Genomic DNA, 17,570 nt, shown 5'->3' on the forward strand with positions numbered 1-17,570 from the left:
CGTCGTCCCGGTGTACCACTCCATAAAATTTAAAAAACCATCCTGGTCAACTTTGAATAAAGTTTGGCCTCAGCATTACGCCGGTGGGTATAAATGGTTTTGACGCTGCAATTTTCAATTCTGGCGATTAATTTTGGCTGCATTCCCTGAGCCGTCATTTGAATTACCGTCATCTCTCTTCGGGTAATTTTATCTTTCCTGATATCTTTTCTTAAAAAACGACCATTTATCACATAGGCCAGGGACTTTCGCAGATCGTTGACCAGATCAATATAGACCACGCCGCGCACATCACCGTGACAATACCAGTAGTTAGCCAATGCCTCAGAGTGTCTGGCCGAAAGCAAAATAATCTTCTTTCCCTTTGCTTTCAGTAACCACTCACCGTCGCGCTGGATGAAATAGTTCAGGGTGTTGGCATTTAAATTAACAAACATAAACTCACTGCAAATTTTATCCAGTGATGCGTAGATCTGTGTTTCTGCTTCCTTAATTAGCTCAGACAGCCCAATCAAAAAATAATTATCACATGCCGGCCAAATGCATTTTTCAAGGGCTTGTTGACGATCCATACCGTGCTTATCCTCTTCATCCTGAATATATCAACCTGCAATCAAACTCCTTATGGATCCAGCCGACAGCCAACGACGAATAAAAATAAACAGCACTCACGCCAATCTAATGGCAAAAAGATCTACGTCATTATTTTGTGATGATTTTAATAGAATTATTTATATTCCTTTGTGGGATTGGAATTTAGGTTTTTTCTGATTAAGTGTCAACCGGCGGGATGTAAAGTCAGGCCGGTTTTATGTAAATATCACCCCTTTTTTTGCCGTTTACACTTTATTATCAAAAAATTAAAAACACTTAATTTCAATCAGTTACTGAGGAAGATGCGCCGTTTTCGTGGTAACTCATCATCTTAATTAGGATTATTACCCTACAAGTTAAGAATATTCTTAACAAATGAGAAACGACGATCGCACTACAACCACAAAATGAACGACAATTAGATAAAGGAACTATTAAAAACAAAAATGACAGATTATATGATTGTGTTTTTGGTCAACTTCAGGGAAAGCAGCCGTAATGGCGTGGCCTTTAGCTGACAGGTAATAATGCCGCCGCCAGCATCAATAAAGGTAAAGGGGGGGAAACGTTGAGCAGGCCGAAAATTGTTTCATCTTTCTAATCCTTTTTTCTCGCGCTGATTACCGCGATGACGGCTTTCGCCTCTTTGTCGTCGCCCTTTTTGCCGCCGGTTGCCCGGCGCGGCGGAGGGCATCGCCGATCGCGATGCTGCATACTGCGGAGCGGGATCGCCCGTCAGACAGAAGAAGCCACCCGCGGCCGACGCCTGACGTCAGGTCATCCACCGACGTTGATCGCGCGCAGCGGCCTGGGGGGCAGTTCCCGGCATCTGGTCGTCAGCGCGTGCTCGGGCAGCCCGGAGCGCGGTCTGCGCCCGACAAACGTCAAAGCGCTTCCGGAGTCGTTTACTCCGCCGGGCGGGCAGATACGCATCATCGAAGAGTACGAGCCCCAGCGCAATCTCCGGACGCGACAGCGTTTACGGAAGGGCACAGCCGCACATCCAGGCGCCGGCGGCCGCAGCGCGCAGCGCCGTCAGGCCCCGGCCCATTAATCAACAGCGGAAAACGGCATTTTGCGGGGCGTCGCCCGGCGAAAAGGGGCCCCACGTGAGGCGGGGTATGCATCGCGCGATGGCGCCACCCCTTACCGCGAAAGAAGGCTAACGCTCGAAATACGCGGCGTACCTGTCCTTCAACACGCCGGGAAGCGCGCAGGGCGCTGGGGGCCAGTCGGACAGCGACGGGCGACAGCGGGACCATGCGCAAGAAAAGGGAGCGGGTGAAGGCGGACCACACGGACACGCATTGAGGAGGGAGAACTTTCGCCCATCACGCTTACGCCGGATGGGCTTTCCCACGGGCGCGCGTCAGGGCAAAAAGAAGGGGGGGTGAGACATAACGCCGCGCAGCCGGCGCTGATGCTGGACCAGCGCTCCATTCGCAGACGGCGGCACGGCCGGCCAGAATCCAGCGAGCGGAACGCTCCGTTCCGGCCAGCGTGGCGCTGACGTTCGGCTCGAGCGGTATCGTCACGGCCGGTTATCTGACCATCGCGGCCAGGCAGGAAAAGGAAACGACGGGCGTCCCTGTTCTGCCGCAGGCGGAAATCTGCCGGCGCGCCCTCGCGGCTATCGCGGCCAGTAGGCAGCGGGCCTTACGGCTCAATCACCGACACGCTCAGCGCCCTGACTTTGCTGTACAACCACAGCCCGATAAACGTCATGGTGCCAAAAATAGCGGTAAAGATGAGGGTCATGATGACACCGATCAGCAGCGACACGGGCAGCGCCGCCAGGCCTGTGATCACTTCATTGTTAAACTTGACGACGCCGGCGCCAAAAACGCCGGCGATCCCCATGATGAACGACAGCAGCATGGCTGAAATGCCAAACCCTTTCAGCATCAGCGGATAAATCACCAGACCACTCACTTTTCTTTTACTCACAGGGGTTCCTTATAGCAATCATATCTGTTTAACCCGTTCTGGTCACAACGCTCCCGGCAGCACGGCGATAGCGCAGGGATCAATCATCGCGCACAGCACAGGCCGCGTTCGCGTGAGTATAGCGAGTCAACCGGGCATCAACCATCGCCATGCTGCCGGGCGGTACCCCCCTGTTATCCGAGGGGCGTCCGGGCCGGCGCGCGGCCCCACCGGCAAACGCCCCGGTTAGCCGGCGCCCTCTGCTACAGGCAGCAATAAAGCGCGCGAGGCGAGATTCTGCGCCATGGCGTGTGGCACCGCGGTATCCGCGCGGCACTCCAGCGCCGGGCATCTTAGCCAGGGCGATCGTCGGACGGCAGGCCACTCTGGAGGCCGGCGCCTTACGCCCGTCCGTTCAGCCGGCGCCCCTCGACAGAGATACCGCAGCCTGTCCCTCAGCGCGCGCCGCGCGTCGCGCCAGTCAGGCGCCGACGATCCCGCGCGCTGGTCCGGGGAAAGCCTCTGCCATCGGCTGATGACCGACGGTTGCCCGGCTCTGCCTCAGAGCGGATTGAACCGCCGTCACGCACGGACGCGCGCGGGCCTGCACCGCGTTGGCCAGCACAGCGAGGGTGGCAGTTCCTGCTTCCCGGCAAGTCCCCCACCGCTGTTATCCCCGTCACGAAATACCACGCCCATCACCGTTTTCTATGACGCTAAGGCATTTATCACTTTTCATTGTCGGGTAGCGGGGGTACTGTCGGAGGACGTTAATACTTACCAGACTAACCAAAATAACACATTGATTGTAAGGTATATATATGCAGAAACCGATCCGCATTATCAGCGCCGCCTGTCTGTTCGCTACCCTTTGTGCTCCCCTTGCGCAGGCTGCCACGCCAACCCCGCTCAACAGCGGAACCGACGTCGCTAGGCTGGCCGAGCAGGCCCCGATCCACTGGGTATCTGTCGCGCAAATAGAACACAGCCTGCAGGGACATCCGCCGATGGCCGTTGGCTTTGATATCGATGACACGGTGCTGTTTTCCAGCCCCGGCTTCTGGCGCGGCAAACAAACATTTTCGCCTGACAGCGAGGAGTACCTGAAAAATCCGGCGTTCTGGGAAAAGATGAACAACGGCTGGGATGCCTTCAGCGTGCCAAAAGCCGTCGGCAACACCCTGATCGCGCTGCATATCCGGCGCGGTGACAGTATCTGGTTCGTTACCGGCCGCAGTCAGACGCCAACCGAATCGGTATCAAAAACCCTGCAGGACGTTTTTTCTATTCCCGCCGCCGCGATGAATCCGGTTATTTTTGCCGGCGATAAGCCGGGACAGAACAGCAAAACCCAGTGGCTCAAGTCGAAGCAGATCAAACTCTTCTACGGTGACTCGGATAACGATATGACCGCCGCCCGCGAGGTGGGTGCGCGTCCAGTCCGCGTGCTGCGCGCTGCGAATTCAACCTACCGTCCGCTGCCGCAGGCCGGCGCGCTGGGTGAAGAGGTGATAGTCAACTCGGAGTATTAACGGCCCCCGCTCCTGCAGCGATAATAATTAAACGGGTCACGGCGGCCGGAGGCTGACGCAGGACGCACCGTATGCCTGAAGCAGGGATCGCCGACGGTTAGCCACCACCCGCGTCGTCATCCACGCGGATGTTCCGCGGCGCCTCGCCGCGACCCGACGGCGGCGGGTATGGCAGTGCGTAACCGCCCCGGCGCGTTATCGCGTTACGCTGCAGCAGGCCGTCGGCCCGGGCGCGCGACGCCACCAGCCGACGGCCGGGGTCGTATGCAAACGGCCTGCGTGGCCGGCTGGAATTAATCAGGGTGGCCAGGCGTCCGCGGCGATCGCTGCGGTAGCGCTCCGCCCGCCCGGATCGATCGCTTCCATCGCCCGATACGCGCGTTGCGCTGCAGCAGGCCGGCGGCGTCGTGATAGCCGATATGCTGACCGTCGGTGCGCCTGTGGGATCACAGCCGCCCGTCCGCGCGCCAGCGGACTGCTCAACGTGGCCGGGCGCACCGCTCTGGCGGATCAGCCGGCCGCGTGCGTTCCGGTGAAACCGGTACAGGTTGCCCCGCAGCACCGCACCGGCTGAGCCGGTCGCCGCGCTTTCCGGCGAAATCGGGTGATCCGCCTTTGGGAGCCGTCAGGGCGATAACGTTACCCGCCGGGTGTCGTCGTGCTGCAGGCAGCCCCGTCCGCCAGCACTTCTGTTGTTTTGCCGCCGGCTTCACCGCGGGTGCCCGGGAGCAGCGCGATGCCGCCCGCCGGGCTCTGCTTCACGATCAAGTTCTCACGATCGCCGCCCGCCCGGATCCAGACGCCGCCGTCGGATCGGATCATGGCCAGCGGCTGCCCGCCGGACGCCGCCCGGCGAAATGGCCACTTGTCGCGCCAAGCCCATCATGATAGTGAACGCCTACTTATCCGCTGTCGTTGCTAAGCCGGGAAACGGCTCAGAAACGACAGCGCGTCAAACAGCCCAGAGTGTACCGGTCTGCAACGGAGTGGAGCAAAATCGGCGTGAGGGAGCAATGCCGTCGCCGCGCCCCTGCGGCGTGAGCGACGGGCAAACCAGGCGGATCGGCTTCGGAGTGGGCAGCACCGGCAGGCGCCGATGCTACAGCGCCTGCCCCGCCAACAGTTGACAGAGCGACTCGGTTAACAGGCCGTCCGGCTCGGCCAGCCGCTGCAGTAGCGAGAAGTGGTCGTCATCCCCCAGCGGTTGCCAGCGGACCCGGTCGCCAACGGCGCGCAGGGCGTCCGCGAGCTCGCGGCTGTGTCGGATCAGTTCGCTGAGCTCGCCGCCACCGGCGTGAATATGGGTGGGTACGCCGCCCGGCAGGACATGGCGCAGCGGGCTGAAGCGTTCGACCTCTTCGTCGCTGAGCGAGAGCTTGTCATTGAGCCAGCAGAGCCGAATCGGCTGCAAATCCACCAGGGCGCTGAGCGGCATCGCGTGCGAAATCAGCGGATGGTGACGATAGAGCGCGGTGAGGTGGCCACCGGCCGAATGCCCGGCCAGGCACACCTGACCGGTCTGCAGCGGCAGATCGCTGTGTCGCAGGTAATCCAGCAGCAGGCCAATTTCACCGACAATCCCGGTCATGCTCGCCTGCGGGGCCAGGGTGTATTCCGCAAGAATGACGTGGATACCGCGGGACAGCGGCCCGCGCGCCACGAACGCAAAATCCTCTTTGTTACAGTTTTGCCAATAGCCGCCGTGGATAAAGATCATCGTTGGCGCCGGACCGGCGGCGGCGGGAAAAAAGTCGAACCGCGTGCGGCTGGCCGTGTGGTAGGCGCGATCGACGATCGCCGGACGATCGCGGTAGAGATCGCGACTCTGCTGCTGCATGGCGCGCAGCCGCGCCGGGAAATCCGCCACCGCCTGCGTGTTGTTGTAGGCCGCATCCAGCTGCGCGCGATCCATTCCCCGATAGCGTAGCGTCATCATCTTTTCCTTTAGCGCATGAAAACGCCCACGCTAGCAAAATCCGTGGCCGCCAATTAGCCAAAAAATGGGGCTTCCTTCACCGGCGGCACGATTTCCCCAGACGGAAATCACGTTAGTAAAACCATTAAATACAGAAGGTTACGCAGATAGCACACCGGCAATAATCGCACTTTATGATTTTACTGGAAGGTCTTATCTCACCGTATAATTCGCGCATCTTCTTCTTCGCACAGGATGTCACCGCATGAAGGTTAACCGTTATTCTCTGCTGCTGCTGCTCAGCGGTTGTATCTCCGTCGCCCAGGCGGACGAGCCACTCCTCACGGATCCCCATACTTTTCACCTTGGCGGGCAAAGCGCAGATGATGACGACGACAGCCTGTTTCCGATCGGCCACCGCTGGGCGGAAGCGCACGGTTATACCCTCCCCGAGACCTGGGGGCTGAATGTCTCCTGGATGGATAACCGACAAAATGTGGTGGTGGACAGCATCCACTTTTCTAACCTGAATATTCCGGTTCCCGGGACCCCGGGGATCGACCTGCCGGATGACTTTTTTATCATTCACGCCGGCAAAACCCGTGAGGTGGCAAAAACCACCACCGCCCGCCTCGATGGCTGGCTGTTTCCATTTATGAACGTCTATGCGGTCGTCGGCCACACCCACGGCCACTCCAATTCTACCGTGGGCGTGTGCGGCAACGCCGGCTGCGATCCGCTGCTGCAAAATATCGACTTCCAGCTCGACTTTAAAGGGACTACTTGGGGCGGCGGCACCACCTTTGCCTGGGGCTATAAAAACCTGTTTGTTACCGCCGATATGAACTGGACGCGGACCCACTTTGATATTCTCGATGGCAATATTAAGGCCTACACCTTTACCCCGCGCGTTGGCTGGCGTATGACCCTGCCGGAATGGGCGACCCTCACCCCGGCGCCCTCAACGCTGGCCCTGTGGGTCGGCACCATGTATCAGGATACGCAGCAGGAGTTCCGCGGAAAGCTGAGCGACCTGAAGATGCCGGCCCAGCTCGGCGATCTGGTTAACTTTGTGAACAGCACCGACGCCGGGCACTTTGAGGTCAAGCAGCACCTGAAGTCGCCGTGGAATGTGCTGGTCGGCGCGCAGTATGCGCTGATGCCGCAGTTTAACCTGGTTGCCGAGGTGGGGTTTGCCGAACGTAACAGCCTGCTGCTATCCGGTGAATACCGCTTTTAAGCGCGGGCTGGTGGCGCTGCTGCTCCTGCTGAGCGCCAGCGTGCGCTGCCAGCCCTTTTTGCCGCTGCCGGCGGCGATCGCCCCGCCTCCGGTGCTGCGCCAGCCGGACGGTTTGCGCCCCTGCTGTGCGTTTGGCTATCGCCTGCGCGCGCGCGTGGGGCCACTGCCGGTGCCGCTGTTTGCCATCGGCAACGTGTATGATCCCTGGTCGCTGGGGCGGCACCACTACCGTTTTACGGCCTGGCAGACGCTGCTGACCCTGAGCGGGCTGAATCAGGAGGTGAACGGCATCGTCTATACCGAGCGCGGTGGCTTTATTGATACGGCCCACGTGCGGGATACGGCCGATAACACCTTCTGGCTGTGGAGCGCGATCCTGCACGCACAGGGAGCGCCGCGTACTCTTACGCTGAGCGATGAGCTGGGCCAGCGGCGCATTGTGCTCCACGCGATGCCGCCGCTGGCCACCCCGACGCAGAACGCCGAGCGGGCGCTGCGGCTGGCCGCCTGGCTGGCCTGGCAGCTGGCGGCGTGGCACGAGATCGCCCAGTGGTATGGCTTTCAGTCCGTTCCGGGCTATCCGGAGGAGATTTCGGCCTTCTCACCGGAGGATCTCTACTCTAATCTGCTGGGCGCGCGGCTGGCGCTGGCGATTATCCGCGCCGGAGAAGGCGGTTCAGTGGCCGACTTTAATCTGGCAATGACCCGGCGCCTGCCGGCGGCGCTGATGGCGCTGCGCGCGGTACCGCCGGCGCAAACCCGCTTTCACTTCGATATGCTGGATGGCCGCTGGTGGAACAGCCACTGCCGCATCCCGGATAAATTTTTGGTGCGCCGGCGTAACTACAGCGTCAGCGCCGATGCCCGTCTGCCGACGCTGGACGCGGCGCAGCCCGGCTATCCGCTGTCTCTCAGCAGCCGGTTTCACGATCGGCCACTGTCGCGCTGGGGGGCGTTGCAAATTTGGCCGGCGCGCCGCCACGCGCTGCTGCCGCTCCCTACCCCGTATTATACGTTTCGCGATTTCGCCGCCTTGGCCGCCCGCGCCCGGGCTACCGACCTGCTGTTTTTGCAGCGGCATCCCCGCGCGTGCCGTTAACCTTTCCCACGCAATACCGTACCTTAGCCTGACGATAACGTTTGCGGCACCATTCTGCGGCCCGGGCATCAAAACGTGATGTGCGTCACGTTTATTCGGAATGAAAATGCAACAAAGTTTGACAAATGTGAACAAAATCTATTTTCTGAAGCCCGGTTGCAGGCACAATGCCCGCGCATTGTCGTCAGATGTGACATGGCCGCTCAGACGGACAGCCGCACTGCAGCATCACCCCTTTTCTTCAACACGCCAGGCCCGCGCGCTCGCCGACGCGGTCGGCAAGCATGTGGTAATGTGATGAAAGTAAATACGTTGATAGCCGGTGCCGTTATGGCACTCACCTGTAGCACGTCTCTCCAGGCCGCTGATAACGGCGAATACCTTTCCGACTGGTGGCATCAAAGCGTCAATGTGGTGGGCAGCTATCACACCCGCTTTGGACCGCAGCTGAATAACGATGTCTACCTCGAGTATGAAGCGTTTGCGAAAAAGGACTGGTTTGATTTCTACGGCTACGTCGACGTACCGAAATTTTTTGGCGCCGGGAACACCAATGACAAGGGGATCTGGGATGATGGTTCTCCGCTGTTTATGGAGATTGAGCCGCGCTTCTCCCTTGATAAGCTGACCGGTACCGATCTGAGCTTTGGCCCGTTCAAAGAGTGGTATTTCGCCAATAACTATATCTTTGATATGGGGAAAAACAGCGCCAACCGCCAGAACACCTGGTATATGGGTCTGGGTACCGACATCAACACCTATACCCCGCTGAACCTCTCGCTGAACGTTTACGCGAAGTATCAGTGGGAAAACTACGGCGCGGCCAACGAGAACAGCTGGGATGGCTACCGCTTTAAGGTGAAGTACTTCCTGCCGCTGACGTCGCTGTGGGGCGGTAACCTCAGCTATATCGGCTTCACCAACTTTGACTGGGGTTCTGATCTGAAAGATTCTCCGGCACGTACCGGTAACTCGATTGCCTCGAGCCATATTCTGTCTCTGGGTTACGACCACTGGCACTACTCATTTGTGGCGCGCTACTTCCACAATGGCGGCCAGTGGGATGACGGCAGCGAGCTGAACTTTGGCAAAGGCCCGTTTGACGTGAAGTCGACCGGCTGGGGCTACTATCTGGTGGTCGGTTACAACTTCTGATCCGCAGGGCGCGTCGCCGCACGGTTGACGCGCCTGCCGCCTCCCCCCTGCCTTCCCGCCGCCCGGCAAGGTATACTGTGATCGCAGCACTGTCGCTGCTTATCACAAGGTCGTGTTATGAGTCCCGATTGCGCCGTAAAACTGCGCCCGCTGGAGCGGGAAGATTTACGTTTTGTTCACCAGCTGGATAACAACGCCAGCGTGATGCGCTACTGGTTTGAAGAGCCGTATGAGGCATTTGTCGAGCTGTCCGATCTGTATGATAAGCATATTCATGACCAGACCGAACGCCGCTTTGTCGTCGAGCACCACGGTGATAAAGCCGGGCTGGTGGAGCTGGTAGAAATTAATCACGTGCACCGCCGCGCGGAGTTTCAGATAATCATCGATCCGGCCCATCAGGGGAAAGGTCTCGCCAGTAAAGCCGCCCGGCTGGCCATGGATTACGGCTTTTCGGTGCTGAATCTGTATAAGCTGTATCTGATCGTCGATAAAGAGAATGAAAAAGCCATTCATATCTACAGCAAGCTCGGTTTTGAGGTCGAGGGCGTCTTACTGCAGGAGTTTTTTATCAACGGCGCTTACCGCGATACCATCCGCATGTGCATTTTTCAGCACCAGTATCTGGAGAGACATAAAAAGCCCAGCGCGATGGTGAGTCCCACCGCACAGTAGCGTCTGCTTATCCGCCGCGCGCGCCGACCGGGTGCAGCGGCGGGTTGATTAGCGCCGGCTTGATGGTGTACATGCCGCCGTACCAGGGATCGACCAGCAGCCAGCCCGGCAGGCCGCCGAGCGGAAGGTTGCCCAGGACGTACCACAGATTAGCACGCGCCTCCAGCGGTACGGTGAGCGGGACATAGCCGGGGATTTCAAACATCACCTGCCACGCCTTTTTGCCAAAGTAGCGGCCGGTAGATTTTTGCAGGCTGATCACCTGCGGGGTGATCCCTTCGGCCACCGCGCGTCCCTGCTCATCCTGTACCACAAAACGGGCGCCGGGCGGGGTACTCTGAACAGTGATCTGATCCTGTTCACTGCCAACCAGCGTGGCGCAGCCGCTTAATCCCGTCAGCAGCCCCGCCAGCAATATAATGCGCGTGATCATCGCTCTTCTCGCTCTGCGCCATCTCCAGATGCGATGTAGTGTAGCCCGCCGCGCCGCGCTTATCAGCCGCGATGGTCGACAGATTCTGGCGTTTTAAACCAAATTCACCGCAGCTTATCCGAACATGCCCGCCAGATAACGCTCCAGCGCGATGCGCGAACTGAAGCCGTGCGGGATGCCGTAGTGCACCTGGGCGTCGCCCGCCAGCCGCAGTGGAAAAGTGAGGTAGTCAGCACAGGTTTTGATTTCTGACGCCGGTTCGGCCAGCGCCTGGCTGCGCTCTTTAAGCCCGGGATGGATGATCAGCGCGGTGCGCCCCATGCGCGCTTCGCGGTTTACATAGACGTAATGTTCATCACGGCGGTAGCCGTAGGCCCGAGGGGTTAGCGCGTCCATCACGAAACCCTGTTTTTCCAGTACGCGAGCCACCTCATCGGGTCGTAAATACATGCCATTTCCTCTGCTCTGTTAGGTCTGCTTAAGCGCTGCCACCTTACACCAGCCGCGCGCGCGCGAGCATTCGGAAAAATCCCTAAAACGCCCCGTAACGGCGCGCGCGGCGGGTGTTTACGCTTCATGCGGGTATATCTGTCAACGGCGTCCCCCATGTTTAAACGTAAGCAATCCGACAATCTCAATCTGTCGCCGCTGACCGTTGCGCGGGATGAGCGGCTGACGTCGTGGTCGCCCACCTGCGACGAAAAGGGGGATAGCGTTCGACGCCAGGCCGCCATCCTGCGAAAAGCCTCCCGGACGTGCAGTGAGGGGCCGCGCAGCGTCACCCGTACCGCCCGCAATGCCGCCGATCATACTTACGGCGGGCGATAAGCACCTGGCACGCCCCGGATATCGCCGCCGCTGCGGGCACGGTTTCCGGCGCCCTGCTCGCTCCCGTCTGAGCCGCAGGTCCCCGAAGCCGCTTCCTCTCCCCGCCGCGCGTTTTTTTGCCGACGATGGCGCGGTGCCGGCTGCCCCGCATCCCTTTACTGGCGGGAAATACTGGGAGATACGCGTCTCATGATGGGTAAATTCCCTGTAATTAGGAGTTGTCTCAAATTCTCAGTGTGTTAGGTTGTAGACCGTTGCTATTTTTATTGAGGTTATATTTTACAGAGAATATTATTTTTTCACACAGGAAAACCACTACTACATGGCAATTAAACTTGAAGTTAAGAACCTGTATAAAATTTTCGGGGATAATCCCGATCGCGCATTTAAATACATTGAAAAGGGCTATGACAAAAACGCCCTGTTGGAGAAAACGGGCCTGTCCCTTGGGGTAAAAAATGCCAGCCTGGCCATTGAAGAAGGCGAGATATTTGTGATCATGGGGCTTTCCGGTTCCGGTAAATCCACCCTGGTTCGCCTTCTCAATCGTCTGATTAAGCCCACCCGCGGTCAGGTCATTCTGGATGGCGTCGACATTGCCAGTATTTCAGAGAAAGCGCTGCGCGACGTACGTCGAAATAAGGTCAGCATGGTATTCCAGTCTTTCGCGCTAATGCCTCATCTGACGGTACTGGATAATACTGCCTTTGGCATGGAATTAGCCGGCATACCGCTGCAGGAACGTCAGGAAAAAGCGCGGGAAGCGCTGCAGCAGGTCGGTCTGGAAAATTACGCTCATGCCTGGCCAGATGAATTATCCGGCGGTATGCGCCAGCGTGTGGGATTAGCCCGCGCACTGGCGATTAATCCAGATATATTACTGATGGATGAAGCGTTCTCCGCCCTCGACCCCCTTATACGTAGTGAGATGCAGGACGAACTTGTTAAATTACAGGCCCGTCAGCAGCGCACTATCGTTTTTATTTCGCATGATTTGGATGAAGCGATGCGCATTGGCGATCGTATTGCCATTATGCAGGGCGGCGAGGTGATTCAGGTCGGCACGCCGGAGGAGATCCTTAACCATCCGGCCAACGAATACGTGCGGACTTTTTTCCGCGGCGTGGATATCAGCCACGTGTTCAGCGCCAAAGACATTGCCCGCCGCGGCGCCAGCGCTCTGATCCGCCAGGCCCCGGGTCTCGGCCCGCGCGCCGCCATCACGCTATTGCAGGATGCCGATCGCGAGTTTGGCTACGTGCTGGACCGCAGCCAGCGGTTTGTGGGCGTGGTCTCCACCGACTCGCTCAAAAACGCGCAGGCCAGCGGCGGTGGGCTGGAGCATGCGCTGCTGGATGTCCCCGCCGCGCTGGCGGGTGAAACCCCCCTTAGCGATCTGCTGACCCCGGTGGCGCAGGCACCCTGCGCCGTTCCCATTATCGACGCACAACAGCGCTATCTGGGCATCGTTTCCAAAGGCACGCTGTTACAGGCACTGGACCGAGAGGGGGCAAACGTATGAGCCAGACAACTACGCATCCCGGGGAGATCCCGGCCACGTCCGCCACGAACGCCGCCACACCGGCAAGCGCGGATCCCTGGGGCAGCAGCAGCGCCCCGAGCGACGGCGCTGATGCCTGGGGGGATCCCAGCGGCGTCAGCGCCGATCCCGCCGCCGGGGGAGACTGGCTAAACAGTGCGCCCGCGCCAGATCACAGCGCGTTTAGCCTCAGCGATCCCTTCCAGCAGACGCTGATCCCGCTGGACCGCTGGGTCACCGAGGGGATTGACTGGCTGGTCAGCCACTTCCGCCCGCTATTCCAGGGCGTGCGCGTGCCAGTCGACTACCTGCTGAGCGCTTTTCAACAGCTGCTGCTGGGCATGCCGGCACCGCTGGCGATTGGGCTGTTTTCGCTGATCGCCTGGCAGCTGGGCAGCGCCGGTATGGGGGTGGCTACGCTGCTGTCGCTTATCGTCATCGGCGCCATCGGCGCCTGGTCTCAGGCGATGGTGACGCTGGCGCTGGTGTTAACCGCCCTGTTTTTTTGCATCCTGATTGGTCTGCCGCTGGGGATATGGCTGGCTCGCAGCGAACGGGCCGCCAGCGTGATTCGCCCGCTGCTGGATGCAATGCAGACCACACCCGCCTTTGTTTATCTGGTGCCGGTGGTGATGCTGTTTGGCATTGGTAACGTCCCCGGCGTGGTGGTGACCATCATCTTTGCCCTGCCGCCGATTGTGCGTTTGACCATTCTCGGCATTAAGCAGGTGCCGGCCGATCTGATTGAGGCCTCCACCTCGTTTGGCGCCAGCCCGCGGCAAATGCTGTTTAAGGTTCAGCTGCCGCTGGCGATGCCGACCATTATGGCCGGGATCAATCAGACCCTGATGCTGGCGCTGTCCATGGTGGTGATCGCCTCGATGATTGCCGTCGGCGGGCTGGGACAGATGGTGCTGCGCGGCATTGGCCGCCTGGATATGGGGCTGGCCAGCGTCGGCGGCGTTGGCATCGTGATCCTCGCGATTATTCTCGATCGCCTCACCCAGTCGCTGGGGCAGAACAGCCGCACCCGCGGCGGACGTCACTGGCACCAGCGCGGCCCGGTGAGCCTGCTGCTCCGCCTTTTCCGCCGCTGATCTCACGGGCGGCCCTCGCTGCCGCCCTTTGTTCATCTGTTTGTTAATAAGGACTGACTATGCGTAAACATACCGTGATGCTGGCGGCGTTGAGCGTGTTCGCCGCCTGCCCGCTGCAGGCTGCCGATTTGCCCGGTAAAGGCGTAACCGTAAAGCCGGTACAGAGCACCCTCCCGGAGGAGACCTTCCAGACCCTGCTGGTTAGCCGCGCGCTGGAACAGCTGGGTTACACCGTGGAGAAGCCCAGCGAGGTTGATTATAACGTGGCTTACACCACGCTGGCCGCCGGGGATGCGACCTTTATGGCGACTAACTGGCAGCCGCTGCACGATGATATGTATCAGGCCGCCGGCGGCGACGCGGCATTTTATCGCAAGGGCACCTGGGTGCAGGGCGCCGCGCAGGGCTATTTGATCGATAAAAAAACCGCCGATCGGTACCACATCACCAACCTGGCGCAGCTTCGCGATCCTAAACTGGCGGCACTGTTTGACAGTAACGGTGACGGCAAAGCGGATTTGACCGGCTGCACCCCGGGCTGGGGCTGCGAGGCGGTGATTAACCACCAGCTGCAGGCGTTTAAACTGAGCCCGACGGTGCAGCATAATCAGGGTAACTATTCGGCGATGATTGCCGATACCCTGACCCGCTTTAAACAGGGCAAACCTATCCTGTATTACACCTGGACGCCCTACTGGGTGAGCGATATTCTGAAGCCAGGCCGCGATGTGGTATGGCTACAGGTGCCATTCTCTTCCATGCCCGGTGCTCAGCAGGGGATCGATACCGCACTGCCCAACGGCGCTAACTATGGCTTCCCGGTCAATACAATGCATATCGTCGCCAATCAGGCGTGGGCGGAGAAGAACCCGGCAGCGGCGGCGCTGTTTGCCACCATGACGCTGCCGCTGGCCGATATCAACGCGCAAAACGCGCGGATGCATGCCGGTGAATCGAGCGAGGCGGCCATTAACCGCCACGTTGACGGCTGGATTCATGCGCATCAGGCCACTTTCGATCGCTGGGTTGAGACGGCGCGCGGCGCGGCACCGTAAGGCCTCTTTTTCCGATCGCTCCCCGCGGGGCGATCGGAATACCACTCCCCTCTCTCCAACGGCGTAAGCGCCGCTCCCCGAAGATAACGTGATGATCCTCCGTAATTAATTATTAATTAGTCTGCATATAGTCGTTTCTGCAAGATTTCATTGCGCCAGGGTGTAAAGCACAGCACAACTCTGATAAGGTCTGGTAGCGTTTATTCAGGTGGGTTATCTTTACGGCTGTAATTATTACCGTTTAGTGTAGCTAAACAGTCGCCGTCCGCGCCACCGTCACGCCGGCTAACGGCTAACGGCTAACGGCTAACGGCTAACGGCTAACGGCTAACGGCTAACGGCTAACGGCTAACGGCTAACGGCTAATCAGCAAGCGTATGACGACCCCGGCGGTGGGAACAGCAGAAGAGTCTGCATTTCGTCAGCGCGCTCGCCGCGCCGCCTTTGCCAGCGCGTAACGCCTGGGGGAACAGGGCTCCGTGCGCCTCGCAGTGCCGGAGACCAGGGTTAGGGAGTGACCAGGAAAATGTGGGTGGTGGCCGGGATCGCGTCCCGCCGCCATTACGACCAGACCCGTTGTGAAGAGTGAGGTTTTTTGATGGATAGTTCGTTCGCCCCGATAGAGCAGATGCTAAACTTTCGCGCCAACCGGCAGCAGAATTTTCCACTGCAGGAGATCATGCTGACCCGTTTGTGCATGCACATGCAGAGTAAACTGCTGGAAAATCGTAACAAGATGCTGAAGGCGCAGGGGATTAACGAAACGCTGTTTATGGCGCTGATCACGCTCGATGCGCAGGAGAATCAGAGTATTCAGCCGTCAGAGCTGAGCAGCGCACTGGGCTCATCCCGCACTAACGCCACGCGTATTGCCGATGAGCTGGAGCGTCGCGGCTGGATCGAGCGGCGCGAAAGCGATAACGATCGTCGCTGTCTGCATCTGCACCTGACCGAGAAGGGCAACGAATTTTTACGCCAGATGCTGCCCCCTCAGCATCAGAGCCTGCAGTATATGTGGTCGGTGCTCTCCGCCAGCGAGAAAGAGCAGCTGGAGGGAATTTTCCGTAAGTTATTGACAAGGCTGGATCATATCGACGAACAGGCGACCACGCCGGCGCTGTCCAGCTGAGTGTTCTGCAATAGCAATTCATGCCAAATATGTTCGCTGCGAAGCGGCTATTTTACGCGCCCTACTAATTACTGTCAGCCAGCGGCCTTGCCGCTGGCTTTTTCGGTTCGGCGTCTGGATGACAGGATGCTATCCCCCGATCCCCGTGGAAACTGGAGAGAATCATGAGTGCAAATGCGGCGAACGTCGATCCGCAACAGCCTGCCAATAAGAAGAAAAAGCGCAAAGGTGCGCTCATTTTCCTCGCAGGCCTATTTATCGTTATCGGCATTGCGTGGGCAGTCTACTGGTTTGTGGTGCTGCGCCACTTTCAGGAGACCGATGATGCCTACGTTGCTGGCAACCAGGTACAGGTAATGGCGCAGGTCTCCGGCAGCGTCAACGAGGTCGGCTTTGAGGACACCGATTTCGTAAAGCAGGGCGATGTGCTGGTATCGCTGGATAAAACCGATGCCCAGCAGGCGTTTGAAAAAGCGCAGACCGCACTGGCCACCAGCGTACGTCAGACCCGACAGCTGATCGTTAACAGCCGCCAGTATCAGGCCAATATTGCGGTGAAAAAGACCGCGCTGGCTCAGGTAGAGTCGGATCTGCGTCGCCGCGAACCGCTCGGCTCCGCGAATCTGATCGGCAAAGAGGAGCTGCAGCACGCCCGCGATGCCGTGGCCAGTGCAAAAGCTGAACTCGACGCCGCCGTACAGCAGTACAACGCCAATCAGGCGATGATTCTGGATACCACGCTGGAAAATCAGCCGGCGGTGAAACAGAGCGCCGCCGAGCTGCGCGATGCCTGGCTGGCTCTGCAGCGCACCGAGATTGTAAGTCCGATTGATGGCTATGTGTCACGCCGCAGCGTGCAGGTCGGCGCGCAGATCTCTCCCTCCACGCCGCTGATGGCGGTGGTGCCCGCCACCGGCCTGTGGGTAGATGCCAACTTTAAAGAGACCCAGCTGGCTAACGTGCGTATCGGGCAGCCGGCCACGGTGGTGAGCGATATCTACGGCGATGACGTGGTGTTTCACGGCAAAGTGGTTGGCCTGGACATGGGGACCGGCAGCGCGTTTTCTCTGCTGCCGGCGCAAAATGCCACCGGTAACTGGATTAAAGTGGTGCAGCGCCTGCCGGTGCGCATTGAGCTGGACGCGCAGGAAGTGGCGAAGCATCCGCTGCGTATCGGACTGTCGACGCTGGTCAAGATTGATACCAGCAACGTTGACGGGCCGGTACTGGCCACGCAGGTACGTCAGAACCCGGCCTACCAGAGCAATGCGCTGGCGCTGGATTTGGCGCCGGCTAACGCCCTGATCGGCGAGATTATCCGCGCCAACAGCGTTGAGTAACCCGGGAGAAGC

At 59.1% G+C, this 17,570-nt stretch carries 17 protein-coding genes; 11 read left to right on the top strand and 6 right to left on the bottom strand.

All coding sequences use genetic code 11. The features are described 5' to 3' along the window. Positions 1 to 29: 29 nt before the first annotated feature. Together BS626_RS06485 and BS626_RS06495 are read right to left on the bottom strand one after the other, a co-directional pair. Positions 30 to 572 carry a LuxR C-terminal-related transcriptional regulator gene (locus BS626_RS06485; protein ID WP_075181563.1) on the bottom strand — a complete coding sequence of 181 codons (543 nt, stop codon included), beginning with the start codon at positions 570 to 572 and terminating at the stop codon, positions 30 to 32. Positions 573 to 2,250: 1,678 nt separating this feature from the next. Then, on the bottom strand, positions 2,251 to 2,541 hold the full coding sequence (locus tag BS626_RS06495) for a hypothetical protein (protein WP_075181565.1): 291 nt from the start codon (positions 2,539 to 2,541) through the stop codon (positions 2,251 to 2,253). A gap of 800 nt (positions 2,542 to 3,341) precedes the next feature. Between BS626_RS06495 and aphA the strand changes: the two genes are divergently transcribed. Next, positions 3,342 to 4,052 carry an acid phosphatase AphA gene (gene aphA / locus BS626_RS06500; protein ID WP_075181566.1) on the top strand — a complete coding sequence of 237 codons (711 nt, stop codon included), beginning with the start codon at positions 3,342 to 3,344 and terminating at the stop codon, positions 4,050 to 4,052. Between the two features lie 639 nt (positions 4,053 to 4,691). On the opposite strand, the gene BS626_RS06510 is transcribed toward aphA, so the two are convergent. Beyond that, the gene (locus BS626_RS06510) at positions 4,692 to 4,874 is read right to left on the bottom strand and encodes a hypothetical protein (protein WP_075181568.1); all 183 of its coding nucleotides are present in this window, start codon (positions 4,872 to 4,874) and stop codon (positions 4,692 to 4,694) included. Between the two features lie 277 nt (positions 4,875 to 5,151). Further along, positions 5,152 to 5,985: an alpha/beta hydrolase gene (locus BS626_RS06515; protein ID WP_075181569.1), complete on the bottom strand. Its 834-nt coding sequence runs from the start codon at positions 5,983 to 5,985 to the stop codon at positions 5,152 to 5,154. 247 nt (positions 5,986 to 6,232) lie between these two features. Here BS626_RS06515 and BS626_RS06520 point away from each other — a divergent pair, with 247 nt between their 5' ends. From BS626_RS06520 to speG, 4 genes are all read left to right on the top strand, one after another. After that, entirely contained in the window at positions 6,233 to 7,207 is a 975-nt protein-coding gene (locus tag BS626_RS06520) for a hypothetical protein (RefSeq protein ID WP_075181570.1), read from the top strand. Continuing rightward, positions 7,161 to 8,306, top strand: coding sequence for a DUF4056 domain-containing protein (locus BS626_RS06525; RefSeq protein ID WP_240494269.1), 1,146 nt, complete (start codon positions 7,161 to 7,163; stop codon positions 8,304 to 8,306). The genes BS626_RS06520 and BS626_RS06525 overlap by 47 nt, the downstream gene beginning before the upstream one ends. A 297-nt stretch (positions 8,307 to 8,603) precedes the next feature. Next, complete coding sequence (locus tag BS626_RS06530) at positions 8,604 to 9,461, top strand: nucleoside-specific channel-forming protein Tsx (RefSeq protein ID WP_075181572.1); 858 nt, start codon at positions 8,604 to 8,606, stop codon at positions 9,459 to 9,461. A gap of 117 nt (positions 9,462 to 9,578) precedes the next feature. Continuing rightward, positions 9,579 to 10,136 (top strand): spermidine N1-acetyltransferase, encoded by a 558-nt coding sequence (gene speG, locus BS626_RS06535; protein ID WP_075181573.1) that lies wholly within the window; start codon positions 9,579 to 9,581, stop codon positions 10,134 to 10,136. Positions 10,137 to 10,143: 7 nt separating this feature from the next. Here speG and BS626_RS06540 read toward each other — a convergent pair whose 3' ends face one another. Together BS626_RS06540 and BS626_RS06545 are read right to left on the bottom strand one after the other, a co-directional pair. Continuing rightward, positions 10,144 to 10,569, bottom strand: a complete 426-nt coding sequence (locus BS626_RS06540) for a hypothetical protein (RefSeq protein ID WP_075181574.1) — start codon at positions 10,567 to 10,569, stop codon at positions 10,144 to 10,146. A gap of 114 nt (positions 10,570 to 10,683) precedes the next feature. Next, entirely contained in the window at positions 10,684 to 11,019 is a 336-nt protein-coding gene (locus BS626_RS06545) for a DUF2002 family protein (RefSeq protein ID WP_075181575.1), read from the bottom strand. Between the two features lie 156 nt (positions 11,020 to 11,175). On the opposite strand from BS626_RS06545, the gene BS626_RS06550 reads away from it, so the two are divergent. The 6 genes from BS626_RS06550 (at position 11,176) to emrA (ending at position 17,558) form a co-directional block, all read left to right on the top strand. Continuing rightward, positions 11,176 to 11,397 carry a hypothetical protein gene (locus BS626_RS06550; protein WP_075181576.1) on the top strand — a complete coding sequence of 74 codons (222 nt, stop codon included), beginning with the start codon at positions 11,176 to 11,178 and terminating at the stop codon, positions 11,395 to 11,397. A gap of 322 nt (positions 11,398 to 11,719) precedes the next feature. Continuing rightward, positions 11,720 to 12,919, top strand: a complete 1,200-nt coding sequence (gene proV, locus BS626_RS06555; protein WP_075181577.1) for a glycine betaine/L-proline ABC transporter ATP-binding protein ProV — start codon at positions 11,720 to 11,722, stop codon at positions 12,917 to 12,919. Then, complete coding sequence (gene proW, locus BS626_RS06560) at positions 12,916 to 14,034, top strand: glycine betaine/L-proline ABC transporter permease ProW (protein ID WP_075181578.1); 1,119 nt, start codon at positions 12,916 to 12,918, stop codon at positions 14,032 to 14,034. The genes proV and proW overlap by 4 nt, the downstream gene beginning before the upstream one ends. 59 nt (positions 14,035 to 14,093) lie before the next feature. Further along, on the top strand, positions 14,094 to 15,089 hold the full coding sequence (gene proX / locus BS626_RS06565) for a glycine betaine/L-proline ABC transporter substrate-binding protein ProX (RefSeq protein ID WP_075181579.1): 996 nt from the start codon (positions 14,094 to 14,096) through the stop codon (positions 15,087 to 15,089). Positions 15,090 to 15,687: 598 nt separating this feature from the next. After that, entirely contained in the window at positions 15,688 to 16,218 is a 531-nt protein-coding gene (mprA, locus tag BS626_RS06570) for a transcriptional repressor MprA (protein ID WP_075181580.1), read from the top strand. 164 nt (positions 16,219 to 16,382) lie between these two features. After that, positions 16,383 to 17,558: a multidrug efflux MFS transporter periplasmic adaptor subunit EmrA gene (gene emrA, locus BS626_RS06575; protein ID WP_075181581.1), complete on the top strand. Its 1,176-nt coding sequence runs from the start codon at positions 16,383 to 16,385 to the stop codon at positions 17,556 to 17,558. Positions 17,559 to 17,570: the final 12 nt, after the last annotated feature.

Origin of the sequence: Pantoea sp. 1.19 (assembly GCF_001922585.1) — a bacterium.
Lineage (GTDB): Bacteria > Pseudomonadota > Gammaproteobacteria > Enterobacterales > Enterobacteriaceae > 1-19.

What these genes read in the sequence shown, in the direction of transcription:
- aphA (WP_075181566.1), top strand. Translation starts at nt 3,342, where the DNA reads ATGCAGAAACCGATCCGCATTATCAGCGCCGCCTGTCTGTTCGCTACC.
- proV (WP_075181577.1), top strand. Translation starts at nt 11,720, where the DNA reads ATGGCAATTAAACTTGAAGTTAAGAACCTGTATAAAATTTTCGGGGAT.
- proW (WP_075181578.1), top strand. Translation starts at nt 12,916, where the DNA reads ATGAGCCAGACAACTACGCATCCCGGGGAGATCCCGGCCACGTCCGCC.
- mprA (WP_075181580.1), top strand. Translation starts at nt 15,688, where the DNA reads ATGGATAGTTCGTTCGCCCCGATAGAGCAGATGCTAAACTTTCGCGCC.
- BS626_RS06520 (WP_075181570.1), top strand. Translation starts at nt 6,233, where the DNA reads ATGAAGGTTAACCGTTATTCTCTGCTGCTGCTGCTCAGCGGTTGTATC.
- emrA (WP_075181581.1), top strand. Translation starts at nt 16,383, where the DNA reads ATGAGTGCAAATGCGGCGAACGTCGATCCGCAACAGCCTGCCAATAAG.
- BS626_RS06550 (WP_075181576.1), top strand. Translation starts at nt 11,176, where the DNA reads ATGTTTAAACGTAAGCAATCCGACAATCTCAATCTGTCGCCGCTGACC.
- BS626_RS06515 (WP_075181569.1), bottom strand. Translation starts at nt 5,985, where the DNA reads ATGACGCTACGCTATCGGGGAATGGATCGCGCGCAGCTGGATGCGGCC.
- BS626_RS06530 (WP_075181572.1), top strand. Translation starts at nt 8,604, where the DNA reads ATGAAAGTAAATACGTTGATAGCCGGTGCCGTTATGGCACTCACCTGT.
- proX (WP_075181579.1), top strand. Translation starts at nt 14,094, where the DNA reads ATGCGTAAACATACCGTGATGCTGGCGGCGTTGAGCGTGTTCGCCGCC.
- BS626_RS06510 (WP_075181568.1), bottom strand. Translation starts at nt 4,874, where the DNA reads ATGATCCGATCCGACGGCGGCGTCTGGATCCGGGCGGGCGGCGATCGT.
- speG (WP_075181573.1), top strand. Translation starts at nt 9,579, where the DNA reads ATGAGTCCCGATTGCGCCGTAAAACTGCGCCCGCTGGAGCGGGAAGAT.
- BS626_RS06485 (WP_075181563.1), bottom strand. Translation starts at nt 572, where the DNA reads ATGGATCGTCAACAAGCCCTTGAAAAATGCATTTGGCCGGCATGTGAT.
- BS626_RS06545 (WP_075181575.1), bottom strand. Translation starts at nt 11,019, where the DNA reads ATGTATTTACGACCCGATGAGGTGGCTCGCGTACTGGAAAAACAGGGT.
- BS626_RS06540 (WP_075181574.1), bottom strand. Translation starts at nt 10,569, where the DNA reads ATGATCACGCGCATTATATTGCTGGCGGGGCTGCTGACGGGATTAAGC.